This is a genomic window from Arthrobacter sp. SAFR-044 (assembly GCF_051965175.1).
Taxonomy (GTDB): Bacteria; Actinomycetota; Actinomycetes; order Actinomycetales; family Micrococcaceae; genus Arthrobacter.
The window spans coordinates 1-25466 of sequence record NZ_JBQCMK010000007.1; the positions used below are offsets into that span (position 1 = coordinate 1).

Annotated in this window: 26 protein-coding genes and 1 riboswitch; of the genes, 7 read left to right on the forward strand and 19 right to left on the reverse strand. The window is 66.9% G+C overall.

All coding sequences use genetic code 11. The annotated features are described in order from the left end of the window. The 6 genes from aceE to fabF form a co-directional block, all read left to right on the forward strand. A partial coding sequence (aceE, locus tag ACTHQS_RS12075; protein WP_440169113.1) for a pyruvate dehydrogenase (acetyl-transferring), homodimeric type occupies positions 1-2329 on the forward strand: 2329 nt, incomplete at its 5' end. A gap of 188 nt (positions 2330-2517) precedes the next feature. Further along, positions 2518-3762, forward strand: a complete 1245-nt coding sequence (locus ACTHQS_RS12080; RefSeq protein ID WP_440169116.1) for a PucR family transcriptional regulator — start codon at positions 2518-2520, stop codon at positions 3760-3762. An 88-nt stretch (positions 3763-3850) separates the two neighbouring features. Then, positions 3851-4780, forward strand: a complete 930-nt coding sequence (locus ACTHQS_RS12085) for an ACP S-malonyltransferase (protein WP_440169119.1) — start codon at positions 3851-3853, stop codon at positions 4778-4780. Continuing rightward, positions 4777-5838: a beta-ketoacyl-ACP synthase III gene (locus tag ACTHQS_RS12090; RefSeq protein WP_440169123.1), complete on the forward strand. Its 1062-nt coding sequence runs from the start codon at positions 4777-4779 to the stop codon at positions 5836-5838. The genes ACTHQS_RS12085 and ACTHQS_RS12090 overlap by 4 nt, the downstream gene beginning before the upstream one ends. Positions 5839-5915: 77 nt before the next feature. Continuing rightward, positions 5916-6161 carry an acyl carrier protein gene (locus ACTHQS_RS12095; RefSeq protein WP_009359314.1) on the forward strand — a complete coding sequence of 82 codons (246 nt, stop codon included), beginning with the start codon at positions 5916-5918 and terminating at the stop codon, positions 6159-6161. A 175-nt stretch (positions 6162-6336) separates the two neighbouring features. Beyond that, a complete protein-coding gene (gene fabF, locus ACTHQS_RS12100; protein ID WP_440169126.1) occupies positions 6337-7572 on the forward strand; it encodes a beta-ketoacyl-ACP synthase II in 1236 nt (411 codons plus the stop codon). Between the two features lie 119 nt (positions 7573-7691). On the opposite strand, the gene ACTHQS_RS12105 is transcribed toward fabF, so the two are convergent. From ACTHQS_RS12105 to ACTHQS_RS12185, 17 genes are all read right to left on the reverse strand, one after another. Next, complete coding sequence (locus tag ACTHQS_RS12105) at positions 7692-8195, reverse strand: DUF3145 domain-containing protein (protein ID WP_440169128.1); 504 nt, start codon at positions 8193-8195, stop codon at positions 7692-7694. 240 nt (positions 8196-8435) lie between these two features. Further along, positions 8436-9362, reverse strand: coding sequence for a tyrosine recombinase XerC (locus tag ACTHQS_RS12110; RefSeq protein ID WP_440169131.1), 927 nt, complete (start codon positions 9360-9362; stop codon positions 8436-8438). Between the two features lie 46 nt (positions 9363-9408). After that, positions 9409-10587 carry a DNA-processing protein DprA gene (gene dprA, locus ACTHQS_RS12115; RefSeq protein WP_440169584.1) on the reverse strand — a complete coding sequence of 393 codons (1179 nt, stop codon included), beginning with the start codon at positions 10585-10587 and terminating at the stop codon, positions 9409-9411. 74 nt (positions 10588-10661) lie between these two features. Continuing rightward, entirely contained in the window at positions 10662-12206 is a 1545-nt protein-coding gene (locus ACTHQS_RS12120; protein ID WP_440169134.1) for a YifB family Mg chelatase-like AAA ATPase, read from the reverse strand. Next, complete coding sequence (locus ACTHQS_RS12125; protein WP_440169136.1) at positions 12206-12562, reverse strand: YraN family protein; 357 nt, start codon at positions 12560-12562, stop codon at positions 12206-12208. The genes ACTHQS_RS12120 and ACTHQS_RS12125 overlap by 1 nt, the downstream gene beginning before the upstream one ends. A 109-nt stretch (positions 12563-12671) precedes the next feature. Further along, positions 12672-12998, reverse strand: coding sequence for a DUF2469 domain-containing protein (locus ACTHQS_RS12130; RefSeq protein WP_056335405.1), 327 nt, complete (start codon positions 12996-12998; stop codon positions 12672-12674). 49 nt (positions 12999-13047) lie between these two features. Then, a complete protein-coding gene (locus ACTHQS_RS12135; protein WP_440169139.1) occupies positions 13048-13833 on the reverse strand; it encodes a ribonuclease HII in 786 nt (261 codons plus the stop codon). A 2-nt stretch (positions 13834-13835) separates the two neighbouring features. Further along, positions 13836-14654: a signal peptidase I gene (gene lepB / locus ACTHQS_RS12140; RefSeq protein ID WP_440169141.1), complete on the reverse strand. Its 819-nt coding sequence runs from the start codon at positions 14652-14654 to the stop codon at positions 13836-13838. Beyond that, positions 14655-15329: a signal peptidase I gene (gene lepB / locus ACTHQS_RS12145; RefSeq protein ID WP_440169144.1), complete on the reverse strand. Its 675-nt coding sequence runs from the start codon at positions 15327-15329 to the stop codon at positions 14655-14657. 84 nt (positions 15330-15413) lie between these two features. Next, on the reverse strand, positions 15414-15773 hold the full coding sequence (gene rplS, locus ACTHQS_RS12150) for a 50S ribosomal protein L19 (protein WP_440169146.1): 360 nt from the start codon (positions 15771-15773) through the stop codon (positions 15414-15416). Between the two features lie 234 nt (positions 15774-16007). Beyond that, entirely contained in the window at positions 16008-16820 is an 813-nt protein-coding gene (gene trmD, locus ACTHQS_RS12155; protein WP_440169148.1) for a tRNA (guanosine(37)-N1)-methyltransferase TrmD, read from the reverse strand. Continuing rightward, a complete protein-coding gene (rimM, locus tag ACTHQS_RS12160) occupies positions 16821-17366 on the reverse strand; it encodes a ribosome maturation factor RimM (RefSeq protein ID WP_440169152.1) in 546 nt (181 codons plus the stop codon). Between the two features lie 117 nt (positions 17367-17483). Then, complete coding sequence (locus tag ACTHQS_RS12165) at positions 17484-17726, reverse strand: RNA-binding protein (protein WP_013601399.1); 243 nt, start codon at positions 17724-17726, stop codon at positions 17484-17486. A 1-nt stretch (position 17727) separates the two neighbouring features. Then, complete coding sequence (gene rpsP / locus ACTHQS_RS12170) at positions 17728-18150, reverse strand: 30S ribosomal protein S16 (RefSeq protein WP_018768286.1); 423 nt, start codon at positions 18148-18150, stop codon at positions 17728-17730. A 170-nt stretch (positions 18151-18320) separates the two neighbouring features. After that, complete coding sequence (locus tag ACTHQS_RS12175; RefSeq protein WP_440169156.1) at positions 18321-18776, reverse strand: hypothetical protein; 456 nt, start codon at positions 18774-18776, stop codon at positions 18321-18323. 135 nt (positions 18777-18911) lie between these two features. Continuing rightward, a complete protein-coding gene (locus ACTHQS_RS12180; protein WP_440169159.1) occupies positions 18912-19787 on the reverse strand; it encodes a VOC family protein in 876 nt (291 codons plus the stop codon). 98 nt (positions 19788-19885) lie between these two features. Continuing rightward, positions 19886-20968 carry an amidohydrolase family protein gene (locus tag ACTHQS_RS12185; RefSeq protein WP_440169161.1) on the reverse strand — a complete coding sequence of 361 codons (1083 nt, stop codon included), beginning with the start codon at positions 20966-20968 and terminating at the stop codon, positions 19886-19888. A 77-nt stretch (positions 20969-21045) separates the two neighbouring features. Beyond that, positions 21046-21153: riboswitch (TPP riboswitch) on the forward strand. Between ACTHQS_RS12185 and thiC the strand changes: the two genes are divergently transcribed. Further along, positions 21149-22975 carry a phosphomethylpyrimidine synthase ThiC gene (gene thiC, locus ACTHQS_RS12190; RefSeq protein ID WP_440169164.1) on the forward strand — a complete coding sequence of 609 codons (1827 nt, stop codon included), beginning with the start codon at positions 21149-21151 and terminating at the stop codon, positions 22973-22975. It overlaps the preceding riboswitch by 5 nt. On the opposite strand, the gene ACTHQS_RS12195 is transcribed toward thiC, so the two are convergent. Next, positions 22972-23706, reverse strand: coding sequence for an alpha/beta fold hydrolase (locus ACTHQS_RS12195; protein WP_440169166.1), 735 nt, complete (start codon positions 23704-23706; stop codon positions 22972-22974). The two genes, thiC and ACTHQS_RS12195, sit on opposite strands and share 4 nt — an antisense overlap. Positions 23707-23808: 102 nt before the next feature. After that, complete coding sequence (ffh, locus tag ACTHQS_RS12200; RefSeq protein ID WP_440169168.1) at positions 23809-25392, reverse strand: signal recognition particle protein; 1584 nt, start codon at positions 25390-25392, stop codon at positions 23809-23811. Positions 25393-25466: the final 74 nt, after the last annotated feature.

Sequence of the window (25466 nt, forward strand, 5' to 3'; positions counted from 1 at the left end):
CGGCAAGGACCACGCCGGCGGCGGGGACCAGGTCTTCTTCCAGGGCCACGCCTCCCCCGGCATGTACGCCCGGGCGTTCATGGAAGGCCGCCTCTCCGAGGAGGACCTGGACGGGTTCCGGCAGGAAAAGTCCCGCGAAGGCCACGCCCTGTCCTCCTACCCGCACCCGCGCCTGATGCCGAAGTTCTGGGAATTCCCCACCGTGTCCATGGGCATCGGACCGATGAACGCGATCTACCAGGCCCAGAACAACCGCTACCTGCACAACCGGGGCCTGAAAGACACCTCCGACCAGCAGGTCTGGGCGTTCCTGGGCGACGGCGAAATGGACGAGCCCGAATCCCGCGGCCTGCTGCAGCTGGCAGCGAACGAGAACCTGGACAACCTGAACTTCGTGATCAACTGCAACCTCCAGCGCCTGGACGGGCCGGTGCGCGGCAACGGCAAGATCATGCAGGAACTCGAAGCGTTCTTCCGCGGCGCGGGCTGGAACGTGATCAAGGTCGTCTGGGGCCGGGAATGGGATGACCTGCTCACCCGCGACACCGACGGGTCCCTGGTGAAGATCATGAACGAAACCGTTGACGGGGACTACCAGACCTACAAGGCCGAGTCCGGCGGGTTCGTCCGCGAACACTTCTTCGGCAAGACCCCGCAGACCAAGGACCTCGTCGCGGACCTCACCGATGACCAGATCTGGAACCTCAAGCGCGGCGGCCACGACTACCGCAAGGTCTACGCCGCCTACAAGGCCGCCACCGAATTCAAGGGCAAACCCACCGTCATCCTCGCCCACACCGTCAAAGGCTACGGCCTGGGCCCGCACTTCGAGGGCCGCAACGCGACCCACCAGATGAAGAAGCTCACCCTCGATGACCTGAAGAAGTTCCGCGACCACCTGCGGATCCCGGTCACCGACGAGCAGCTGGAGAAGGACTCCTACCGGCCGCCGTACTACCACCCCGGTAACGACGCCCCGGAAATCAAATACATGATGGAGCGCCGGGCGGCCCTGGGCGGATCCGTCCCGGAGCGCCGCGACACCCACGCGGAGATCGTGCTGCCGGAGGCCAAGTCCTACGAGGTGGCCAAGCGCGGTTCGGGCAAGCAGCAGGCGGCAACCACCATGGCGTTCGTCAGGCTCCTGAAGGACCTGATGCGGGACAAGAGCTTCGGCAAGCACATTGCCCCGATCATTCCGGACGAAGCCCGCACCTTTGGTATGGATGCGTTCTTCCCGACGGCGAAGATCTACAACCCCAAGGGCCAGAACTACCTGTCGGTGGACCGGGACCTGGTCCTGGCCTACAAGGAATCCCCCGCCGGGCAGCTGATCCACCCGGGCATCAACGAAGCCGGCGCCGTGGCAGCATTCACCGCCGCCGGAACCTCCTACGCCACCCACGGCGTCCCCCTGGTCCCGGTCTACGTGTTCTACTCCATGTTCGGCTTCCAGCGCACCGGCGACGCGTTCTGGGCCGCCGGGGACCAGATGACCCGCGGGTTCATCATCGGCGCCACCGCAGGACGGACCACCCTCACCGGCGAGGGCCTCCAGCACGCCGACGGACACTCACCCCTGCTGGCCTCCACCAACCCGGCCGTCCTCACCTACGACCCCGCCTACGGCTACGAAATCGGACACATCGTCCGCTCAGGCCTGGAACGGATGTACGGTGCAGATTCGACGGATAAGAACGTCATGTACTACCTCACCGTGTACAACGAACCGATCATCCAGCCCGCAGAACCCGAGAACCTCGACGTCGAAGGCGTCATCAAGGGCATCTACCTGGTCGCCCCGGCAAAGATCGACGGTCCCCGCACCCAGATCCTCGCCTCCGGCGTCTCCGTGCCTTGGGCCATCGAAGCCCAGCGCGTGCTGGCCGATGACTGGAACGTCTCCGCTGACGTCTGGTCCGTGACCTCCTGGAACGAACTGCGCCGCGACGGCCTGGCCGCCGAAGAGGAAGCCTTCCTCAACCCCGGCCAGCCCGCCCGCGTCCCGTTCGTGACCCAGCAACTCGAAGGAGCCACCGGCCCCATCGTCGCCGTCTCCGACTACATGAAGGCCGTCCCGGACCAGATCCGGCAATTCGTCCCCAACGAATTCGCCACCCTCGGCGCCGACGGCTTCGGCTTCTCCGACACCCGCGCAGCAGCCCGCCGCTTCTTCAAGAACGACACCCACTCCATCGTGGTCCGTACCCTTGAAATGCTGGCGCGCCGCGGTGAGGTGGATGTTGACGCCCCGGTGAAGGCGATTGAGAAGTACAAGCTGCTCAACGTCAACGCCGGCACCACCGGCAACGCCGGAGGCGAAGCCTAGCCTTCCGGTTGGACAGTGGAACCAGCAGCGCTGGACGACGGCGGCCCTCACCCCACAAGGTGAGGGCCGCCGTCGTGCTGTCCCCGGTGAAGCTCGCCGGGACGCACCGGCCGCTGTGACGCAGGGCAATGCGGGTTGTAGCCTTCGCACAAATGGAGCTTGCGCGGCGGTGGCCGTATGCTCAAAGAATGCCAGCACCAGCCAGCCAGTCCCCGAAGCGGAAACCATCCCCGCCGAAGGTCACGCCGGAGAAGTCCGAGACCCTCAAGCAGCTCCGCGCCAACGTAGGCCAGCTCTCCACCACCACCATGCGCAAGCTCGAGCAGTCGCTGCCCTGGTACAGCCGGCTCAGCGCTGACGAGCGCTCGGCGCTGGGGATGGTGGCGCAAAACGGCATCGCGGCGTTCGTCACCTGGTACGAGCGGCCCAGTTCGCCTTCCTGGATCCTCACCGACGTTTTTGGGACGGCCCCTACGGAGCTGACGCGTTCCATCAGCCTCCAGAAGGCGTTGCAGCTGATCAGGATCGTGGTGGAGGTGGTGGAGGACCAGGTTCCGGTCATAGCACCCGAGGCGGACCAGCCCTCCCTGCGGGAGGCTGTGCTGCGGTATTCACGGGAAGTCGCTTTCGCCGCCGCCGACGTCTACGCCCGCGCCGCGGAGTCCCGCGGCTCCTGGGACACCCGCCTCGAGGCGCTGATTGTGGATGCGATCCTTCGCGGCGAAAACACGGACGCCCTGCGGTCCAGGATTGCGGCGCTGGGCTGGAAGGCGCAGGAGCGCTTCACGGTGATGGTCGGCAATTCGCCGTCTGAGCCGAGCGCCAGCTATGTCAGCGAACTGCGGCGGATGGCCGGGCGTTACGCCGAGGATGCGCTGGTGGGCATCCAGGGCGACCGGCTGATCCTCATCCTTGGCGGGGTTCAAGACCGTGAAACGGCCTACGTGAAGTTGAGTGACATGTTCGCCCCCGGGCCTGTGGTCTATGGACCCGAGGCCAGTTCGCTGCTGGAAGCCAGTAGCTCTGCCCAGTCCGCGTTCGCGGGATTGACGGCAGCCAGGGCGTGGCCATCGGCACCGCGCCCTGTGGCCGCGGACGACCTGCTGCCGGAGCGGGTGATTTCCGGAGATGACGCAGCGCGGCGCTCACTCGTGAAGAACATCTACCGGCCGCTCCTGGCTGCCTCCAACGGCCTGGTGGAAACCCTGGGAACGTACCTGGAGCTGGGCCACTCGCTGGAGGCCACGGCCCGGGAACTCTTCGTCCACGCCAACACGGTGCGTTACCGGTTGAAGCGGGTCTGTGACGTCACAGGGTGGGACCCGCTGCTGCCGCGTGAGGCATTCGTGCTGCAGGCTGCGCTGGTGGTGGGCCGTCTTTCAGCCCCGCCTAAGGCCGCCACGGAGCGCCAGGCGTCCCGGAACCAGGCGTGAGGCATTGTAGACTTCCTACAACCTGACCCCGTGAGCTTGGTGCGGAGAAACACCGCTGGATCACACAGTAATTTGGAAAGCTGGTTACGTGCTTGCAATAGTCTGCCCTGGACAGGGCTCACAGACCCCGGGTTTTCTTGCCCCCTGGCTGGAACTTCCCTCGGTGGCAGGCCAGCTGGCCTCCCTGAGTGACATCGCAGGCATCGACCTGATAGCCCATGGCACCACCTCTGATGAGGAAACCATCAAGGACACTGCCGTGGCGCAGCCCCTGATCGTTGCTGCCGGGCTTGTCACCGCGGCCTCCCTCTTCGATGTCGAGCTTAACTCCCTCCCGGTGCTCCTTGCCGGCCATTCGGTGGGTGAGATCACTGCTGCAGCCCTGGCCGGGGTGCTGACCGAAGAGGAAGCTATGACGTTCGTCCGCGAGCGGGCCAACAGCATGGCTGCCGCGGCGGCTGTCACCCCCACCGGCATGAGCGCCGTCGTCGGCGGTGACCCCGCCGAGGTGCTGGCCGCCATTGAAGCCGCCGGCGCTGCCCCCGCCAACGTCAACGGGGCCGGCCAGACGGTCGCCGCAGGAACCTTCGAGCAGCTGAAGGCCCTTGCGGACAATCCGCCCGCCAAGGCCCGGGTCATCCCGCTCAAGGTGGCCGGCGCGTTCCACACCAGCCACATGTCGCCCGCCGTCGACGCACTGAAGGCGCTGGAGCCGCAGTTGAACCCGGTCGCCCCCAAGGTCCCGCTTCTGTCGAATTTCGACGGCGGCGAAGTCACCGACGGCGGTGCCGCCGTCGCAAGCCTGATCGCCCAGGTGTCCCGCCCGGTCCGCTGGGACCTGTGCATGGAAACGATGGTGAAGCGGGGCGTTACCGGCGTGATCGAACTCGCACCTGCCGGCACGCTGGCCGGCCTGGCCAAGCGCGGCATGCCTGGTGTCAAAACCGTTGCTGTCAAAACCCCCGATGACCTGTCCGCCGCACTGGCGCTCTTCGCAGAACTGGAGGGCAACGCATGAGCGTTCCCACGCTGAAACAGGCTCCCATCCAGGAGCACACCCGCATCCTCGGCCTCGGTGCATACCGTCCGGACGTCATTGTCACCAACGAAGACGTCTGCCAGTGGATCGATTCCTCCGACGAATGGATCCGCCAGCGCACGGGCATCGTGACCCGCCACCGGGCTGCAGCAGACGTCAGCGTGATCGATATGGCCGAGGGCGCTGCCCGGGAAGCCATGGCGAAGGCGGGCATTGAAGCCTCGGAACTCGGTGCCGTCATAGTTTCCACCGTGACCCACCCCTATGCCACTCCTTCCGCCGCGGCCAGCCTGGCCGACCGCATCGGCGCCACGCCGGCACCTGCCTTCGATATCTCCGCCGCGTGCGCCGGCTACTGCTACGGCATTGCCCAGGCCGACGCCCTGGTCCGGTCCGGCACGGCAAAGTATGTCCTCGTGGTCGGTGCGGAGAAGCTCTCCGACGTCATCGACAACCGGGAGCGCACCATTTCCTTCCTCCTTGGTGACGGCGCCGGCGCCGTCATCGTTGGCCCTTCCGACACGCCGGGCATCGCCCCGTCCGTCTGGGGCTCGGATGGCAGCAGGTGGGATGCCATCGGCATGACCCGCTCCATGCTTGACGTCCGTGACCTGGGCCTCGCCGCCCGGCAGTCGGACTCCACTGGCGACCTTGCGCTGCTCGAAGAAGCACAGGAGCTGTACCCCACCCTCCGCCAGGACGGCCAGACGGTGTTCCGCTGGGCAGTGTGGGAAATGGCGAAGGTGGCCCAGCAGGCACTCGATGCCGCCGGTATCCAGGCTGAAGACCTGGTTGCCTTCATCCCGCACCAGGCCAACATGCGCATCATCGACGAGATGGTGAAGAAGCTGAAGCTGCCCGAGACGGTTACAGTGGCACGGGACATTGCCGAGGCCGGCAACACGTCCGCTGCTTCCATCCCGCTCGCAACCCACCGGCTCCTGCAGGAGAACCCCGGACTGAGCGGCGGGCTGGCCCTGCAGATCGGTTTCGGTGCCGGACTGGTCTTCGGCGCACAGGTAGTTGTCCTTCCCTAGATACGCCCAAGGGTCGCAACCGCGGCCCGGACCGTTTCCGGCAGCCCCTGCCGGCAATACAAGAAAAGGAGCCACCAATGGCTAGCAACGAAGAGATCCTGGCCGGCTTGGCTGAAATCGTCAACGAAGAAACCGGCCTGGCCCCAGAGGCCGTCGAGCTGGACAAGTCCTTCACCGAGGACCTGGACATCGACTCCATCTCCATGATGACCATCGTGGTCAATGCCGAGGAGAAGTTCGGTGTGCGCATCCCGGACGAAGAGGTCAAGAACCTCAAGACCGTTGGCGACGCTGTCAGCTTCATCGCCGGAGCACAGGCCTAGTAAGAGGCTTCCCCCCGCCTCACGGCTTGGCAGGGCTGCCGGTCCGGACTGACCGGACCGGCAGCCCGCCGCTTTTATCCGGCACAGGACCCCGACCGGGACTGGCCGATCATCAATATGTGCGGGACCCTGCGACTGGCGCAGGCGGACTCCCCACCGACGAAAGAGTGATCCCATGACACGCAAAGTAGTCATTACCGGTCTGGGTGCCACCACGCCCATCGGCGGCGATGTACCCACGATGTGGAACAACGCCCTCAAAGGGGTCTCCGGTGCCCGCACCCTGGAGGACGACTGGGTAGCCAAGTACGAGCTCCCGGTCCACTTCGCCGCCCGCTGCAGCACGCCCGCCCTGGACGTCCTCAGCCGTGTTGAAGCCAAGCGGATGGACCCATCCACCCAGTTCGGCGTCATCGCTGCCCGCGAGGCCTGGGCCGATTCCGGCATCACCGAAGTTGACCAGGACCGCCTGGCCGTGGCCTTCGCCACCGGCATCGGTGGTGTGTGGACGCTGCTGGATGCCTGGGACACCCTGAAGGAAAAGGGCCCCCGCCGGGTCCTGCCCATGACTGTTCCCATGCTCATGCCCAACGGTGTGGCCGCGGCCGTCAGCCTGGACCTCGGTGCCCGCGCCGGCGCCCACACCCCCGTTTCGGCCTGCGCCTCCGGCACGGAAGCCATGCACCTGGGCTTGGAACTCATCCGGTCCGGCAAGGCTGACGTGGTGATGTGCGGTGGGGCCGAAGCGGCCATCCACCCCATGCCGCTGGCAGCCTTCGCCTCCATGCAGGCACTGTCCCGCCGGAACGACGACCCCCAAGGGGCCTCCCGCCCGTACGACACCGGACGTGATGGCTTTGTCATGGGTGAAGGCGCCGGTGCCCTGGTCCTCGAAGCCGAGGAGCACGCCCTGGCCCGCGGCGCCCGCATCTACGCCGAGCTCGCCGGCACGTCCGTCACGGCCGATGCCTATCACATCACCGCTCCCGACCCCGAAGGCCTCGGCGCCACCCGTGCACTGAAGGCTGCCATGTTCGATGGGCGCATCCAGGCTGAAGACGTGGTGCATGTCAATGCGCACGCCACCTCCACTCCTGTGGGCGACAAGCCGGAGTACACGGCCCTGCGTGCTGCCCTGGGCAGTCATGTGGACAACGTGGCCGTCTCCGCAACCAAGTCGCAGATGGGCCACCTCCTGGGTGCGTCCGGCGCAGTGGAAGCTGTCCTCACCGTGCTGGCCGTCCACGAGCGCAAGGCGCCGGTCACCATCAACCTTGAGAATCAGGACCCGGAAATCCCGCTCGACGTTGTCACCTCCGCCCGTGACCTGCCGGCCGGCAACATCGTAGCGCTGAGCAACTCGTTCGGTTTCGGCGGCCACAACGCCGTCGTGGCCATCCGCAGCGTCTAAGGCCTTGCCGGGGAAAGCGCCCCGGAAGCCAAAGGGAGGCCCCGCCAACTGGCGGGGCCTCCCTTTGTGCTATGGAAGTGTTGCAGTAGTCAGGTCACCGCGGGGACGGACGACGGCGGTCAGCCCACCTGGTGGAGCCAGCGCACCGGGGCGCCTTCGGCAGCATGGCGGAAGGGCTCAAGTTCCTCGTCCCAGGCTTCTCCGAGGGCGAGCGACAGTTCGTGGTACACGGCAGCGGGGTCACCCGCGCCGGACTCGTAGGCGTAACGGATCCGGTCCTCGGAGACCATGATGTTGCCGTGGACGTCCGTCACGGCATGGAAAATTCCCAGTTCGGGGGTGTGCGACCAGCGGCCGCCGTCCACGCCCTGGCTGGGTTCCTCCGTTACCTCATAGCGGAGATGCGCCCAGCCGCGGAGGCAGGACGCGAGTTTGGCTCCTGTGCCGGGGGCCCCGGCCCAGGACAGCTCGGCCCGGAACATGCCGGGCGCGGCAGGCTGCGGGGTCCACTCAAGATCCGTCCGCTTGTCCACCACAGCGCCGACCGCCCACTCAACGTGGGGGCACAGCGCCGTAGGGGCCGAGTGAACGAACAGCACACCGCGGGTCATTGCAACAGACATTCCATCCTCCATAGCTCTAGGTACGTCTTCCCCAACGACCTCTGCCTGGATGGAACTGCCGTGCCCTGCTGTGCGGCGGTGGTTCCCTGCGTGTATTCAGATGTATCACATGTAGCTGCGTCCGGACTTGCCGCGCCGCGCAAAGCTCAGCGAGCTTCAAGCGACACTTGAAAGTTGCCGGACGTGACTCTTATTGTGCCGTACCCCGTGGAATTACGCCAGTGCGATTTGCCACACCGGTCAGGCTCTTGGATGTGCCTGCTGATAGCTCTTCCGAAGGCGGTCGACCGAGACGTGGGTGTAGATCTGGGTGGTTGCCAGGCTGCTGTGGCCCAGTATCTCCTGCACTGCTCGCAGGTCCGCGCCCCCATCGAGCAGATGGGTGGCGGCCGAGTGCCGCAGGGCGTGGGGCCCGGACGCGGAGGTGTCACCCAGTGCCTCGAACAGCGTGTTGACCAGGGCACGGACCTGGCGCTGGTCAATGCGCCGGCCGCGGACTCCGAGAAAGAGAGCGGGTCCGCTGTGGTCCTTGGCCAGGGCCGGGCGCCCGCGCCGGAGCCAGTCGTCGACGGCGACGGCGGCGGGTACTCCGAACGGGACTGTGCGTTCCTTGTTGCCCTTGCCGATTACCTGCAGCGTGCGGCGGTCGGGGTCCAGGTCGTCGACGTCGAGCCCGGCCAGTTCGCCTACCCGGACGCCTGTGGCGTACAGAAGTTCCACGATGGCGCGGTTCCGCACGGCCAGCGGCTCGCCTTCGGTGGCCGACGTTTCCAGGCCGTCCAGTAGGCGCGTGAGCTGCGCCGCCTGAAGCACCCCGGGCAGGGATCCTTCGCGTTTGGGTGCCCTCAGGCGAAGGGCGGGATCAGTGTCGATGAGCTCTTCACGGAGGGCCCAGGCCGTGAACACCCTCGCTGTGGCGGACCGGCGGGCAAGGGTTGCCCGCGAGGCGCCTTCGGAGCTTTGGCGTCCCAGCCACCGGCGGAAGGTTCCCAGTTCCAGGTCCTTCAGTCCTGCCACGCCTTCCGATGCCGCGTGGCCCAGGAGGCTGAGCAGGTCGCCCAGATAGGCCCTCCTGGTGTGGGCCGAGACGGCGCGCTCCCCCGACAGGTAGCCGGCGAACGCGTCCAATGCCTTGCCAAGTTCCGCGGGCAGTTCTTCATGTTCCACTCCTCTACTTTCCCAGTTGCCTGGCCTGTACCGCTCGCGGACACGGTCAACCTTTGCCGCGTTTCCACCCTCCCCGCTCGGACACGGCCAGCCCCAGCAACCCGAGCCTGCCAAGTCCCGCCCGCACTGATTCCTGTCCCAGGCCAGCCACGGCGGAGAGCTTTTCCACGGAGGTGGTGGAGCGAAGCGGCAGTGCGTCCAGCAGGATCAAGTCCTCCAGGGTCAGGCCGTCCTGGACCGCCGCTTCAGTGGCCCGTTGGTCAGGCAGTGCCGTTCCGCTGGGCGAGGCCAGTTCAGCCACCTCCGCCGCATCGGTAACGCAGACCGCTCCTCCGTCCCGGAGAAGACGATGGCAGCCGGCAGAGTTGGCGCTGTGGACCGATCCGGGAACGGCACCCACCGCTCGGCCCAGCGTCTCAGCGTGGTGGGCCGTATTGAGTGCCCCCGAACGCCAGCGCGCCTCCACCACCACTGTCACCGCGGAGAGGGCAGCAATCAGGCGGTTCCGCTGCAGGAAGCGGTAGCGGGTTGGGGCTGAGCCCGGTGGCACCTCTGCCAGGACGGCTCCCTGGTTGGCCACGGCGCGCAGCAGGTCCTCATTGCCTGAAGGATAGAACCTGTCCACTCCCCCGGCCATGACGGCGATGGTGGGGACAGCCGTGGATGCGCCCGCCAGGGCTGCCCGGTGAGCATGGGCGTCGATACCGTAGGCCCCGCCGGAGACAACCGTGAAGCCCCGCTGTGCCAGCGAGTAGGCGAAGTCTCCCGTTACCGCGGCTCCGTAGCTGGTGCTGTCCCGGGACCCCACCAGGGCGATGCACTTCTCCACCGCGGGCAGCGGCTGCTCCTGTCCCCGCCACCAAAGGCAAATAGGCTCTTGGATGCCCAGGTCCGCGAGCTGTGCCGGCCACAGGTCGTCGCCGGGAATGATCAGGCGGCCGCCGAGCCGGGCCATGGTGGCAAGGTCGCGTTCGGGCGCGAGGTCCGGGATCCGGGGCTGCCAGCGCTTCAGGGCGGCGGACAGTCCCGCCCAGCCTCCCGCAGCCCCACTGTCGGCCAGCAGCGCGGCGATGCCCCGCTCCAGGTCCGGCCCGGCCGCCACCTGGCCGGTGGCGATGCGCAGGGCGTCGGTCGCCCCTGCAATCTGGACGAGGGCAAGGCCGGCCGCGTCCTGTGGTTCCATCAGCCGTGAGAGGGCAGCCCGCGCCAGCCGTTCCGGATTCATGCCCCGCGCCTTGTCCACGACCCGCTCCTTCTCCACCAGCAGTTCCTTTGGTTCGTTGCGTTCCTGGAGGTTTGTCATGCCGCTGCCGCCGCAGCCTGCCGCAGGCCCAATGCCTGTCCAATGTCGTTGGTGTCCGGCGTGTCCCGGCACCCCAGGTCCGCCAGGGTCCAAGCCAGCCGAAGGACGCGGTCGTACCCGCGGGCGGTCAGGATGCCGCGTTCCAGGGACTGGTCCAGGATCCGGGTGGCGGCCGGCGCGAGCCTCAACTCACCGCGCAGGATGCGTCCCGGCACCTGCGAGTTCGTCTCAAGGCCGAAGCACTGAAGGCGATCCTCCTGCCGGGCGCGCGCGTCCCGCACCCGGTCCGCCACGGAAGCAGTGTCCTCTTCGGCCCCGGCCTGGCCGAAGTCAGCCAGGGAAACCCGCTCCACCTGCAACTGGATGTCCACCCGGTCCAGCAGGGGGCCTGACATCCTGGCGAGGTACCGGCGGCGCATCATCGGAGTGCAGGTGCAGTCAAGTCCTTTGCCGGAGGCTTTGCCGCACGGGCAGGGGTTGGCTGCAAGCACCAGCTGAAAGCGGGCCGGGTAGGCTGCAGTCCCGGCCGAGCGGTGTATCACGAGTTCCCCGCTCTCCAGTGGCTGGCGCAGCGCGTCCAGGACGCGGCGTTCGTATTCCGGCGCCTCGTCAAGGAAGAGCACGCCCCGGTGGGCGCGGGAGGCCGCTCCCGGCCTGGGCAGGCCGGAACCGCCGCCGATGATGGCGGCGGCTGTGGCTGAGTGGTGCGGGTTTTCAAAGGGCGGCCGGCGCAGGAGCTGCACAGTGGACGACGGCAGCCCACACAGCGAATGGATCGCCGTGACCTCCATGGACTCGTGGTCGCCAAGGTCGGGCAAGAGACCGGGCAGGCGTTCGGCCAGCATGGTCTTGCCGGCTCCCGGCGGCCCGGTGAGCAGCAGATGGTGGGCGCCCGCGGCGGCCACCTCGAGGGCCCTGCGGGCGTCGCCCTGGCCGGAGACATCTGCCATGTCAGGACACGGGCCGGGAAGGGCGGAACACTCGCCGGATTCATCCGCGCCGTCAGGTTCGAAGTCCAGGGCGAGTTCCTGCGGATCCGCCCCGAAGTCGAGGGCCAGCCTGGCAAGCGTGCGGTATCCACGCACGGTGGCGCCGGGGACGAGGGAGGCCTCGGCGAGATTGGCCTGGGCCACCACCACCTCAGGGTAGCCGGCCTGCACGGACGCCATGACGGCAGGCAGGATTCCCCGCACGGGCCGAAGCCTGCCGTCAAGCCCCAGCTCCGCGATGAAGACGGTGCGCCCCGTGGGTTTGATGTCGTTCGCGGCCCGGAGTGCGGCCATGGTGACGGCGAGATCGAAGCCGGAGCCGCGCTTGGGCAGCGAGGCGGGAATGAGGTTGGCAGTGATCTTCCGGCGGCTGAGCGGGATCCCGGAGTTCTTTGCCGCTGAGCGGATCCGCTCCTTTGCTTCATTGAGGGAAGCATCCGGCAGCCCGAGGATGATGAAAGCCGGGAGCGTCTGGCCGATGTCGGCCTCGACCTCAACCATGTAGCCGTTCAGCCCGACGAGGGCGACAGAGTACGTCCGGCCCAGTGCCATCACCCCACCCCCTTGAGGTGTTCCACCAGGGGTTCCCCGCCGCCGTCGTCCACGACGGCGACCACATCCACGCGGCGCAGCGGCATCCGCAGCTCGCGGTCGCGGCACCACGCGGCGCCCAACCGGTGCAGCCGCGCCAGTTTTTCCGGGCCCACCGCCTCAAACGGGTGGCCGTAATCCAGGGAGCGGCGGGTTTTGACTTCAGCGATGACCAGCGCATCACCGTCCAGGGCAACGATGTCGATCTCGCCTTCCGCGCACCTCCAGTTGCGCTCCACCACCAGCATGCCCAGCGCTTCAAGATAGCCCGCGGCGAGGTCTTCGCCGCGCCTGCCCAACACGTCTTTCGATTTCATTTCTACCTCCGCAACCAGCCTGGCGGCGGAGGCAGGCGGAGCAACAGAAGGCCCCTGTCCTATGTGGACAGGGGCCGGTGTGGAGGGGAAGTGGGGCTTTCCGGGGTTCCTAGTTCCCCAGGTCCACGTCCTTGGGCAATGCCAGCTCCTCGTTGCGCGGCAGCTCCTCGACGTTGACGTCCTTGAAAGTCAGGACCCGGACGCTCTTGACGAAGCGGGCGGAACGGTAAACATCCCAGACCCAGGCGTCCTGGAGGGTCAGGTCGAAGTAGACCTCGCCGTCGGCGCTGCGGGCCTGGAGGTCCACGTGGTTGGCCAGGTAGAAGCGCCGCTCGGTCTCGACAACGTAGCTGAACAGGCCGACGACGTCGCGGTATTCACGGTAGAGCTGAAGCTCCATGTCGGTTTCATAGTTCTCAAGATCCTCAGCACTCATGCTTCCATCTTGCACCATGTCCGGCACGGCTGGCGCCGGGCGGCCGGAGTCAGTCTTCGACCAGCCCGTCCCGATCGGGAACCGCTGTGCCCTGCAGTTCCCCGCCGAGCAGGCGCCAGCTGACCCGGTGGTAGGGGGTGGGCCCGGCAGCGCGGAGCACGTCACGATGGGCCGCGGTGGCGTACCCCTTGTTGATGTCCCAGCCGTAGTCCGGATACTCGGTGTGCAGTTCGCGCATCATCCGGTCCCGCTCCACTTTGGCGATGACGCTTGCGGCGGCGACGCTGAGGCACTGCATGTCGGCCTTGACCTTGGTGTGGACCGGGGCCTCGCACGCAGCCTCCAGTACGGGCTGGTCGAACAGGGACAGCTGCTCCGCCGGGGAAAGCCAGTTGTGGCTTCCATCCAGCAGGACGGCTTCCGGAAGAACGCCTGCCGCGAGGATGCTGCCCCAGGCCCGTGTTCCGGCCAGCCGCAGGGCAGCAATGATGCCGACCGAATCGATTTCGCCTGCAGTGGCGTGTCCTACCGCGGATGCCACGCTCCAGCGCCGCACCAGTGGATCCAGCCGTTCCCGCTCGGCAGGGCTCAGGAGTTTGCTGTCCCGTACGCCTGCCAGCGGCTTCTGCCGCTCCAGGTCCACGACGGCGATTCCTACGCTTACGGGTCCGGCCAGCGCGCCGCGGCCCACCTCATCGACGCCGGCCAGGAACCGTATCCCCTGGGCCTTGAAGGTACGCTCATGCCGCAGCGTCGGTGCCTTGGCTCCGCGCGCAGCAGGCTTGACGGCGGGACGGGCTGTGGCGGCCGGGGAAGCCTGCAGTGCGGAGGACATGGTCAGCGGGCCGCCGGAACGTTCTTGAAGACGTCCGGGTAGTTGTCCAGTGTCTTGACCCGGTTCAGCGGCCAGGCAATGACGGCGGCCTTGCCTTCGAGGTCCTTGAGGTCGACGAATCCGCCGTCGGTCTCCATGTGCGCGCGGGAATCGGCAGAGTGGTTCCGGTTATCACCCATCACCCACACCTTGCCCTCCGGGACGGTGACGTCAAAGTTGCGGACCTGCGGCACTTCGGCGGGGTTGATGTACGTCTCGTCGACGGCGGTCCCATTAATGGTCAGTTTACCGCCCGCGTCACAGCAGACCACGTGGTCGCCCGGCAGTCCGATGACCCGCTTGACCAGGTGCTGCTCTGAATTGTCCGGCAGGAGGCCAACGAACGTCAGGCCGTCCTGGACCCAGGTGAATGGACCCTCTACCTTGGCCGGGGCCGGCGGCAGCCAGCCCTTGGTGTCGCGGAACACCACGACGTCGCCGCGGCTCAGCGCGAAGGGCTCGGGCACCAGGAGGTTGACGAAGATCCGGTCATCCACGTCCAGGGTGTTCACCATGGATTCGGACGGAATGAAGAAGGCCCGGAACAGGAAGGTCTTGATGAGGAACGACAGCACCACGGCGATGACCACCACGGTGGCAATCTCCTTCAGCCATCCCAGCAAGGGATTGCCGGCGGGCTTGCCGGCGCCCTTGGAGGCCTGCCGGCTCCGCCTGCGGGCCGGCGCTTCCACTTCATCGGGCGCGGTGGACGCTGGAACGGCCGGTGTCTCTGGAGCGCCGTCGTGGCGCGGTTCAGGTTTCCGCGCGTGGTTCTCGGGCATTTACCGTCCGTTCTGTGTTATTGGCGCCGGTGCGGGCCGTGCTACTGGGGCAAATCTATCAAGCGGCCAGAGGATCTGGACCGGCCTGCCGATGACCCGGTCCAGCGGTACGAGTCCACCGCCCGGGGCGCCGAGAAGGCTCCGTGAATCGGCCGAGACGGACCGGTGGTCCCCCATCAGCCACAGCCTGCCCTCGGGAACCACCGTGTTGAACTTCTGCGTACTCGGCGCATCCCCAGGGAAGACGTAGGGCTCATCCAGGGCACTCCCGTTGACGGTGACGGTCCCGCCGGCATCGCAGCAGACCACTGTGTCCCCGGGGAGGCCGATTACCCGCTTCACGTAGGTTGTGTCGCTGCCGGCCAGCCCAAGCCATTGCATCGCGGACGCGGCGCCGTCCACCAGGGGGCCCTTGCCGCTGCCCAGGGGAGCAAAGCTGCCGCGCCCGTCGAAGACTACTACGTCGCCGTGCCGGATGGGGTCGGCCCGGAAGTCGGTCCGCGAGACCAGGATGCGGTCGCCGCCTTCGAGGAGCGGCTCCATCGACTCCGAGGGAATGAAGTAGACATCAAGCCACAGGGAACGCACCAGCCCGCTGATGGCGACGGCAAGGAGCAGGGCGAGAAAGACAAAACGCCAGCCCATTTTGCGGGGCTGGCGTTTTGTCTGGTGCATGGTCCGTATCCTGGCGCTGGTGCATTGCTCCGGCGCTTGCCGGCTACGGCCGCGCTCCAACCTGGCGGTAACTCCGGTAAGGACTTACTTGGCGGAGCTGAAGTCGCGCTTTTCCTTGATCTTGGCAGCCTTGCCGCGCAGTGCACGCATGTAGTACAGCTTGGCGCGGCGGACGTCACCCTTGGTGACAACCTCGATCTTTTCGATGATCGGGGAGTGCACCGGGAAGGTACGCTCCACGCCGACGCCGAAGGAGACCTTGCGGACGGTGAAGGTTTCGCGCACGCCGTCGCCCTGGCGGCCAAGGACGAAGCCCTGGAAGACCTGGACACGGGTGTTCTTGCCTTCGATGATGTTCACGTGCACCTTGAGGGTGTCACCCGCGCGGAATTCGGGAACATCGCTGCGCAGCGAGGCTGCGTCGAGGGAATCGAGAATATGCATGATTGCACTCCTGGTGAACGCCACAGGTCATTCACTTTGGGTCACGGCAGGCAAGTCCGCCCGCTCAAAAGCAGGCAGGGCATCGCCACCGAAGTAAAGTGTCCGGCCGTTTCAAGGGTTGATGGGGCCGGTTGTCCGGCTGTTGGCCGCGCTACCCCCTGTGGCAGGTGCGGACCCAGCAGACACAAAGCTTAATTTTGCCACAGCGGCAGGGTTACGCCAATTCCGCCGGCGCTAGTCCTGCGGTTCGGCTTCCGCCCCAGGCCGGCGGGCAAGCCTGCCATCCACGACGTCGTAGCCCAGGTTGTGCAGTTCGGTGCGGTCGGCACGCGGGAGGCTGCCGGCGTCGAAACCTTGCAGCAGGTCCGGACGGCGCTCCGCGGTCCGCCGGTACTGTTCGTGGCGGCGCCACTGCGCGATCTTCCCGTGGTTGCCGCTGAGGAGCACCGGGGGCACTTCGCGGTCCCGCCACACGGAGGGTTTGGTGTAGACCGGGTACTCCAGGAGTCCATCGGAGTGGGATTCCTCCACCAGCGACTCGGGGTTGCCCACCACCCCGGGCAGCAGGCGGCCGATGGCCTCCACCATGGCCAGGACGGCCACTTCCCCGCCGTTGAGGACGTAGTCCCCAAGGCTGACGGGCAGGACCGTGAAGTGCTCCTGCGCCCATTCGATGACCCTCTCATCGATGCCTTCGTACCGTCCGCACGCAAACGCGAGGTGCTGCTCCTCGGCCAGTTCATAGGCGAGGGCCTGGGTGAACCGCTCGCCTGCCGGTGAGGGGACGATCAGCACGGGCCTGCGGTCCGGGTCCGGGCGCCCTTCAGCAACCGCCGACAGGGCCTGGGCCCAGGGTTCGGGCTTCATGACCATGCCCGCGCCGCCGCCGTAAGGCGTGTCATCGACGGAGCGGTGCTTGTCCGTGGTGAAGCTGCGCAGGTCGTGGACGTGCAGGTCCAGGATGCCGTCCTGGCGGGCCTTGCCGATCAGTGAGAGTTCAAGCGGGGCGAGGTATTCGGGGAAGATGCTGACGACGTCGATCCGCACCTAGTCCCTGCCTTCGGCTTCCGGGGCGGCGGCTTCGTCGGAGTTGATGTCGAAGAGGCCGTCAGGCGGGGTGAGGAGGATGAAGCCTTCCTCGATATTCACTTCGGGGACGATCTGCTCCACGAACGGGATGAGGATCTCGTCGCCGCCCGGGGTGGTGACCACCAGCAGGTCCTGGACCGGCATCGTGTTCAGCGCACTCACCTTGCCCACCACCTGCGACCCGACCCGGGCTTCCAGGCCGACCAATTCGTGCTCGTACCAGCCCTCGTCGTCGTCCTCGTCCAGCTCTTCGGTTTCAACGAAGAGCCTGGCTCCGCGGAGGGTCTCGGCCTGGTTCCGGTCCACCACTTCCTCGAACCCGAGCAGCAGGATGTCCTTGTTCCAGCGCGCGCTGCTCACGGTCAGTGGACCGGACGCGGCAGGTTCCACCACGAACTCCGTTCCGGGGACAAACCTGTCCTCCGGGGCGTCGGTCAGCACCTGGACGGTGACTTCCCCGCGAATGCCGTGCGGCTTGCCAATCCGTGCCACCTGAAGCTGCATCTGTTCCTCTGTTCCGGGTTGTGGTGTTTCTTACTGAAGCACTCTGCTGTGAAAGAACTCCGGCCCCTCCACCTGGTGGTGGAGGGGCCGGAGCAAAAACTGAATGTTGCCGAGCGCTCAGCGGCGGCGGTCGGTATCGACGACGTCGACCCGTACCGGTTCGCCGCCGGCCAGTGCTGCCACCACGGTGCGCAGTGCGCGTGCCGTGCGGCCCTGGCGGCCGATCACCCGTCCGAGGTCGTCTTGGTGAACGCGCACCTCGAGGGTGTCCCCGCGGCGGTTGCTCTTGGAACTGACCTTGACGTCATCCGGGGAATCAACGATTCCCCGGACCAGGTGCTCCAGCGCTTCTGCCAGCAATCTACTCAGCCTCGGTGGTCTCAGCTTCGGCGTCGGCCGGGGCCTCGGCAGCGTCAGACTTGGAAGCCTTCTTGGTGATGGCTTCCGGGATGATGACCGAGCCCTTCTCCGGAGCAACGAAAGCTTCCTTCGCGACCTTGGTCTTGAGGGTGCCTTCCTGGCCCGGCAGGCCCTTGAACTTCTGCCAGTCACCGGTGATCTTCAGGATCGCGGCAACCTGCTCGGACGGCTGGGCGCCGACGGAGAGCCAGTACTGGGCACGCTCGGAGTTGACCTCGATGAACGAGGGCTCTTCGGTGGGGTGGTACTTGCCGATTTCCTCGATGGCGCGGCCATCACGCTTGGTGCGTGAGTCCGCAACGACGATGCGGTAGTACGGGGCGCGCATCTTGCCGAAGCGCTTAAGGCGAATCTTTACGGCCACTTTTGTGGTCACTCCTGTTTCAGAAAAGGGGTGAACCCGGCGTTCTGCACCCGTGGGGCGGGCCATACTTGCGGGCTCGAAGGACAGGATCCGGACGCGGAGAGAGGGGCCACGCAGATCGAGTACCTGTTCATTGTGCCAGATCAGCGCTGTTATTTCGACTTGGCGGGTCAGGCTGACCAGACGTACAGTCCGGTCCGCTCCGAATCGTCGACTCCGGCGGCAAGCTCCGCCAGCTGCTGCACGTAGGTCCGCGCCTGGGCGGCGCCAAACGGCATGTCCTCCTGGCCCGCCCACTGTTCCGAAACGTCGTCAAGGACGTTGCCCTCACCTTCGGTTTCGTAGGTGAGCAGGTCCGCGAGGGCACGGACCATGGCCGGCGGAACGGCAAGGAGGGAATCGCTGGCGACGTCCACCAGGGTCAGCTCATAGTCGGCTCCGCCGGCGTGAACGGCCGTCCCCGCCAGGTCGCCGAGCTGCTCCACTTCAAAGTCGCTGATTCCCTCGATCCGCACTGCCTGGCCGGCAGGTGCGCCTTCCGCGGAGGAGCTGCTTCCTTCATCAAGGATGCCGGCGCGTTTCAGCGCGGCGTCATGGGTGGCGACAAAGATCTCGGTGAAGCCCATTGCTGGTGCCCTTCTTCCGTTGGCGGAGCTGCGCGCCGGGCGCCGCCCGGCCGTACGGAATCAGCCTAGTAGTTGCACGCCTCCCGGCGCACGCCTGAACGGCTTGCCGCGGAGCGCCGCAGGACGCGGCACCAATCAGCGGACGGCCACGCGGATCCGGTTGCGCCACGGATCCTCGAACCGAAGCTCCGAACCGGTGTGGTGGGCAGGCACCCCGGCAACCCTGAGGCGGTCCGTCAGCGCCCCGACGTCGTCCCCGGAAGGAACCTCGATGAGCACCTCGCCCAGCCCAAGGGTGTCCTTGCGCGGGCCCGCGCCGCGGCTGTTCCAGACGTTCATGGCCATGTGGTGGTGGTAGCGGCCTGCGGAGACGAACAGCGCCTGCCCGTGCCAACCCGCGGTCTTTTCGAACCCGAGTGTCCCCACGTAGAAGTCGCGGGCGGTCTGCACGTCGCCAACCTGGAGGTGGACGTGGCCCACGCCGGCCGCCGTCTGCCGCTGGCCTTCCAGGGACTCCTCGGTGAGGTACTGCTCAAGGTAGCGCTGCGGCGGGAGCGCCAGGCTGTCCATGACCACGTCGGTCCCATTCCAGGACCAGTTGCTGCGGGGGCGGTCCCAGTACAGCTCGATGCCGTTGCCCTCGGGGTCGGTGAAGTAGAAGGCTTCGCTCACCAGGTGGTCGGCGCTGCCCGTGAAGGCCCGGGGCTCGTACTGGGCAGCAGTGGCGACGGTGGCGGCCAGGGAGGCCTGGTCCTCAAAGAGCAGCGCGGTGTGGAACAGGCCCGCTTCTCCCCTGCCGGGAAGGTGCAGCCCGGGGGCCGGGGCAAGGTGGACCAACGGCCTGCCGAGCCTGCCGAGGTAGAGCCCGCCGTCCTGCTCGGCCACCACCTCGAGGCCCAGCGCACGCTGGTAGTAGTCGGTCATGACCTTCATGTCGCCCACCTTGAGCATCACGGTGCCCATGGCGAGTTCGGCAGGAAGAAGATCCTGGCTGCTGGCTGATGCGGTCATTGAAGGCTCCTTGCATTGGCGGCCGTCCCATTGGCGGCCTGTCACCTATTAAAATTACTTGAAGGTTCAATTTATTCCAAGTCCCCGCGAACCGTTCGTCAGCGAATGATCCGCCCGCCCAGCACCACGTGCTCCAGCGCCGCAATGGTCTTCGGCACTGCCCGCGGGTCTTCCCGGCATACCACGACGTCGGCGCGCGCCCCCTCCTCCAGTCCGTCCGCTCCCAGCCACGCGCGGGCTGCCCAGCAGGCGGCATCCAGGGCCGACTCCATGGGCAGGCCCGCGCTGTGCAGGGCGAGGATTTCGTCTGCGATCCTGCCATGCGGGATCACGCTGCCGGCGTCGGTGCCGGCGAAGATGCGCACACCCGCGGCGTGTGCTTCCGCCACCCGTTCCAGCCTGCGTTCCCACAGGGCCCGCATGTGGGCGGCATAGCGCGGGAACTTGGGGTCGGCCTGCGCTGCAATGTCGGGGAAGGTGGCGATGTTGACGAGGGTGGGCACGATCGGAACCCCTTGTTCGGCGAACCGGGGCAGGTGGCGGGGCAGGAGCCCCGTGGCATGCTCGACGCAGTCAATGCCGGCGTCCAGCACCTGGTCCAGGGTGTCTTCGGCGAAGCAGTGCGCCGTCACCCGGGCACCTTCGTCATGGGCCGCCTGGACAGCGTCACGTACGACGGCGGCAGGAAACGACGGCGCCAGGTCACCGGCGCTTCGGTCAATCCAGTCCCCCACCAGCTTGACCCAGCCGTCGCCGGCGCGCGCCTGCTTGCGGACGGCCTCCACGAGGCCCTCCGGCTCCACCTCCTCTGCGAAGCCCCGCAGGTAACGCCGCGTCCGGGCGATATGGCGCCCGGCCCGGATCAACACCGGAAAGTCCCTGCCGCCCTGCATCCAGCGGGTATCTGCCGGCGAACCGGCATCGCGGACCAGCAGGGTTCCGGCGTTGAGGTCCGCCAGTGCCTGGTCCCTGGCGGCTGGAGGTTCGACAGGGCCTGCGGGGCCCAGCCCGATGTGGCAATGGGCGTCCGCGAAGCCCGGCAGCACCCAGCCGTCGAGCACCCGGTTGGGGGGAGCGGCCGGCTTGTTGAACGTGAGCCTGCCGTCAACGGACCAGAGCCCGCGCCGTACCCGGTCCGGTGCGGCCAGGACGGGGCCGCGGAAGTGGATGATGCCTGTCATAGGGCTCCTTTCGATGCCCGGTCAGGCTAGCACCGCGTTTATGACAAGGCCGCTCCAGGAGCCTGTGGTAGCTTCGTTCCTGACCACACGGGTGCCCTTGCAGGGGCTGAGATCGGGCTGACGCGGCCTGCGACCGTTGAACCTGTCCGGGTAATGCCGGCGAAGGAAGTGAGTATTCCCTTGAGTACGCAAAACACCCAGTTGAACCCTGCCCTCCTGCCGTCCGCCGGGGAGCCGGGCGGCCCGTCCGAACCGCAGGTGACCCAATCCCTGAAGTCCCATTCGCTCGCCTACCTCGCGGACGAAACATCCGGAATCCGGGTACCTGTGACGGAAATTGCCCTTGAATCGTCCCCCAACGGCCAGCCAAACGCCCCCTTCCGGACCTACCGGACCGCGGGCCCCGGCAGCGACCCCGTCCGCGGCCTGCAGCCTTTCCGGGCGCGGTGGATCGCGGAGCGGGAAGACACCGAGGCCTACGGCGGCAGGGAGCGCAACCTGCTCGACGACGGCCGCTCAGCCGTGCGCCGCGGCGCCGCCTCCGCGGAGTGGAAGGGCGGGCAGCCGGTGCCCCGCCGCGCCGTCGACGGCCGGACGGTGACGCAGATGCACTATGCCCGCCAGGGAATCATTACGCAGGAAATGCGCTTCGTGGCGCTGCGCGAAAACTGCGACGTAGAACTGGTCCGCAGCGAGGTGGCGGCCGGCAGGGCCATCATCCCGAACAACATCAACCACCCCGAATCCGAGCCGATGATCATCGGCAAGGCCTTCCTGGTAAAAATCAACGCGAACATCGGCAACTCTGCCGTGACGAGCTCCATCGCGGAGGAGGTGGACAAGCTGCAGTGGGCCACGCAGTGGGGCGCCGACACCGTCATGGACCTGTCCACCGGCGACGACATCCACACCACACGGGAGTGGATCATCCGCAACTCCCCCGTCCCCATCGGGACCGTGCCCATTTACCAGGCCCTGGAAAAGGTCAACGGCGAGGCCAACGCCCTTACCTGGGAAATCTTCCGGGACACCGTTATTGAACAGTGCGAGCAGGGCGTGGACTATATGACCATCCACGCGGGCGTGCTGCTCCGATATGTCCCGCTCACCGCCAACCGGGTGACCGGCATTGTCTCGCGCGGCGGCTCCATCATGGCGGGCTGGTGCCTGGCCCACCACCAGGAGAACTTCCTGTACACGCACTTCGATGAGCTGTGTGAAATCTTCGCCAATTACGACGTCGCCTTCTCCCTGGGTGACGGCCTCCGCCCCGGCTCCACCGCGGACGCCAACGACGCCGCCCAGTTCGCGGAGCTGGACACGCTCGCCGAGCTGACGCAGCGTGCCTGGGAGTACGACGTGCAGGTGATGGTGGAGGGCCCCGGCCACGTTCCGTTCCACCTGGTCCGCGAGAACGTTGAACGGCAGCAGGAGCTGTGCAAGGGTGCGCCGTTCTACACCCTGGGCCCGTTGGTGACCGATATCGCCCCCGGCTATGACCACATCACCTCGGCAATCGGGGCAACGGAAATCGCCCGCTACGGCACCGCCATGCTCTGCTACGTCACCCCCAAGGAACACCTGGGCCTGCCCAACAAGGACGACGTGAAGACCGGCGTGATCACCTACAAGATCGCCGCGCACGCCGCCGACCTCGCCAAGGGCCACCCGGGGGCGCACGAACGCGATGACGCCCTGTCCAAGGCGCGGTTCGAATTCCGCTGGCGGGACCAGTTCGCGCTGTCCCTGGACCCGGTGACGGCTGAGGCGTTCCACGACGAAACCCTTCCCGCAGAACCGGCCAAGACGGCGCACTTCTGCTCCATGTGCGGGCCGAAGTTCTGCTCCATGCGGATCAGCCAGGACATCCGGGATGAGTACGGGTCCGCGGAGGCGCAGGCAGCGCTGGCCGGGGTGGCATCGGGGATGCGGGAAAAGAGCGAGGAGTTCCTGGCGGCCGGCGGCAGGGTATACCTGCCGGAGCTGCGGGTTCCCGCGGAAGGCTAGGACGCCCGGGCGGACTGGCTCCGGCTGACCCCGCTGATGAACTGCCGGATGGCACGGTCCCCGTCCGGCGAGTCATGGGGCCGGTGCCCGCCCGCGGCAACGCGGTGCAGGGCGCCGGTCTCCCGGAGGTATCCGGCAATTTCCTCGTACAGCGGTTCCCACCCGCCGGTGAGGACCAGCGTGGGAACCCCCGGGACGATGTGCAGGGGAGCTTCCCAGGACGGTGCCTGGAGGCGCAGCCTGCGGGCAGACCGCTTCTCCTCCGTGGTGGCCGGCTGCTGGAGGTCGGTTGCATAGACACGCCGGACGAACTCGCGCTGGAAGTCGTCGTCGCTGAGCTGGTGGCGGACATCGAAGAGGGGCTGCATCAGGCTGATGTGCGCCGCCGTGGCTGGCAGCTCCGCCGTCAGGGAGAGGCAGGCAGGTTCCACGAGCGTCAACGAAAAGACCAGGTCCGGACGTTCGACGGCGGCCATCATGGCCGCGACGGCCCCTTGGGAGTGTGCCACCACGTGTCCCCCGGCAGCGCCTCGTCCGTCGTCGGCCAGCGACCGCAGGATGATCGCGGTGTCTTCCGCGAACGATGACTCCAGCGGCTCCGCGGCGGCGTCGTAACCGTGGCGGCGGAGGAACAGTGCGTCATAGGACAGTGCCATGCCGTGCTGGCGGGGCCATGCGGCGGCGCCGAAAGTTCCGGCGCCGTGCACGAACACTACCCTTTGCTTGAACATGTCCCAACCCTATTCCACGGCGCCGACATCCCAACGAAGAAGCGCCAGGTGTCGCCTTGGGCAATCGAGACGGACACCCGGCGCTGCCTGTTGTCGGAAGCGTTACTTACCCAGGAACTTGTCGAAGCCCTTGGGCAGGTTCAGCTGGGACGGATCGAAGTCGCCGTCCTGCTGGCCGAAGGCTGCGCCGGTGGGCAGCGCTTTGGCAGCGTTGGCGCGGCGGGCCTCCGCCTCCTTGCGCTCCTGGGCTGCCTTGGCCGGGTTGCCGGATTTTGGCTTTTTCTTGGGCGCGTTCTTGGCGTTCTTCCGCGCACCGCCGCCGGCTCCGGGGAGGCCGGGCATCCCGGGCATTCCCGGCATGCCGCCCTGGGCCATTTTCTTCATCATCTTCTGGGCCTGGGCGAAACGCTCCAGCAGGCCGTTGACCTCGGACACGTGGACGCCGGAGCCACGGGCGATGCGGGCACGCCGCGAGCCGTTGATGATCTTGGGCGCCAGGCGCTCGTGCGGGGTCATGGACCGGACGATCGCCTCGACGCGGTCGATCTCCCGCTCGTCGAACTGTTCCAGCTGCTGCCGGATGTTCTGCGCGCCCGGCATCATCATGAGCATCTTTTTCATGGAGCCCATGTTGCGGATCTGCTGCATCTGGGCCAGGAAGTCTTCGAGGGTGAAGTCTTCCTGGTCGGCGAACTTCTTCGCCATCCGGGCAGCTTCATCCTTGTCCCAGGCCTTTTCGGCCTGTTCGATGAGCGTGAGGATGTCGCCCATGTCCAGGATGCGCGAGGCCATCCGGTCAGGGTGGAAGAGTTCGAAGTCGTCCAGGCCTTCGCCCGTGGACGCGAACATGACCGGCTTGCCGGTGACCGACGCGACCGACAGCGCGGCACCGCCGCGGGCGTCGCCGTCGAGCTTGGACAGCACGATGCCGGTGAAGTTCACGCCTTCATCGAACGCGAGCGCCGTGTTGACGGCGTCCTGGCCGATCATCGAGTCGATCACGAACAGCACTTCGTTCGGGACAATGGCGCGGCGGATCTGGCGGGCCTGCTCCATCATGCCGGCGTCCACGCCAAGGCGGCCGGCGGTGTCGACGATCACGACGTCGTGCAGCTTCTGGCGTGCTTCCTCCACACCGGCGCGCGCGACGGCGACCGGGTCACCGGCGGGCTGGTCCAGCTCCGTGGACGTGGCTCCCGGATGCGGGGCGAAGACCGGCACGTTGGCGCGCTGGCCCACCACCTGGAGCTGCGTGACCGCGTTGGGGCGCTGGAGGTCGCAGGCCACCAGCATGGGGCTGTGGCCCTGGGCCTTCAGCCACTTGGACAGCTTGCCGGCCAGGGTGGTCTTGCCCGCGCCCTGGAGGCCCGCAAGCATGATGACGGTGGGGCCGTTCTTAGCCAGCCGGATGCGCCGGGTTTCACCGCCGAGGATCTCCACGAGTTCCTCGTTGACGATCTTGACGATCTGCTGGCTGGGGTTCAGCGCGCCTGAGACTTCGGCGCCCAGTGCGCGTTCGCGGACGCGCCCAGTGAATTCGCGGACCACCGGAACGGCGACGTCAGCGTCCAAAAGGGCACGGCGGATCTCGCGGACGGTGGCATCAACATCGGCCTCCGTAAGGCGGCCCTTGCCGCGGAGATTCTTGAAGGTTGCTGTCAACCGGTCAGAGAGTGAATTGAACACGCGCCGTGAACTTCTTTCAGGAGATGATCGGGACTCGACTATCTAGGGTATCAAGTCGGGTGCGGTAGATGGCA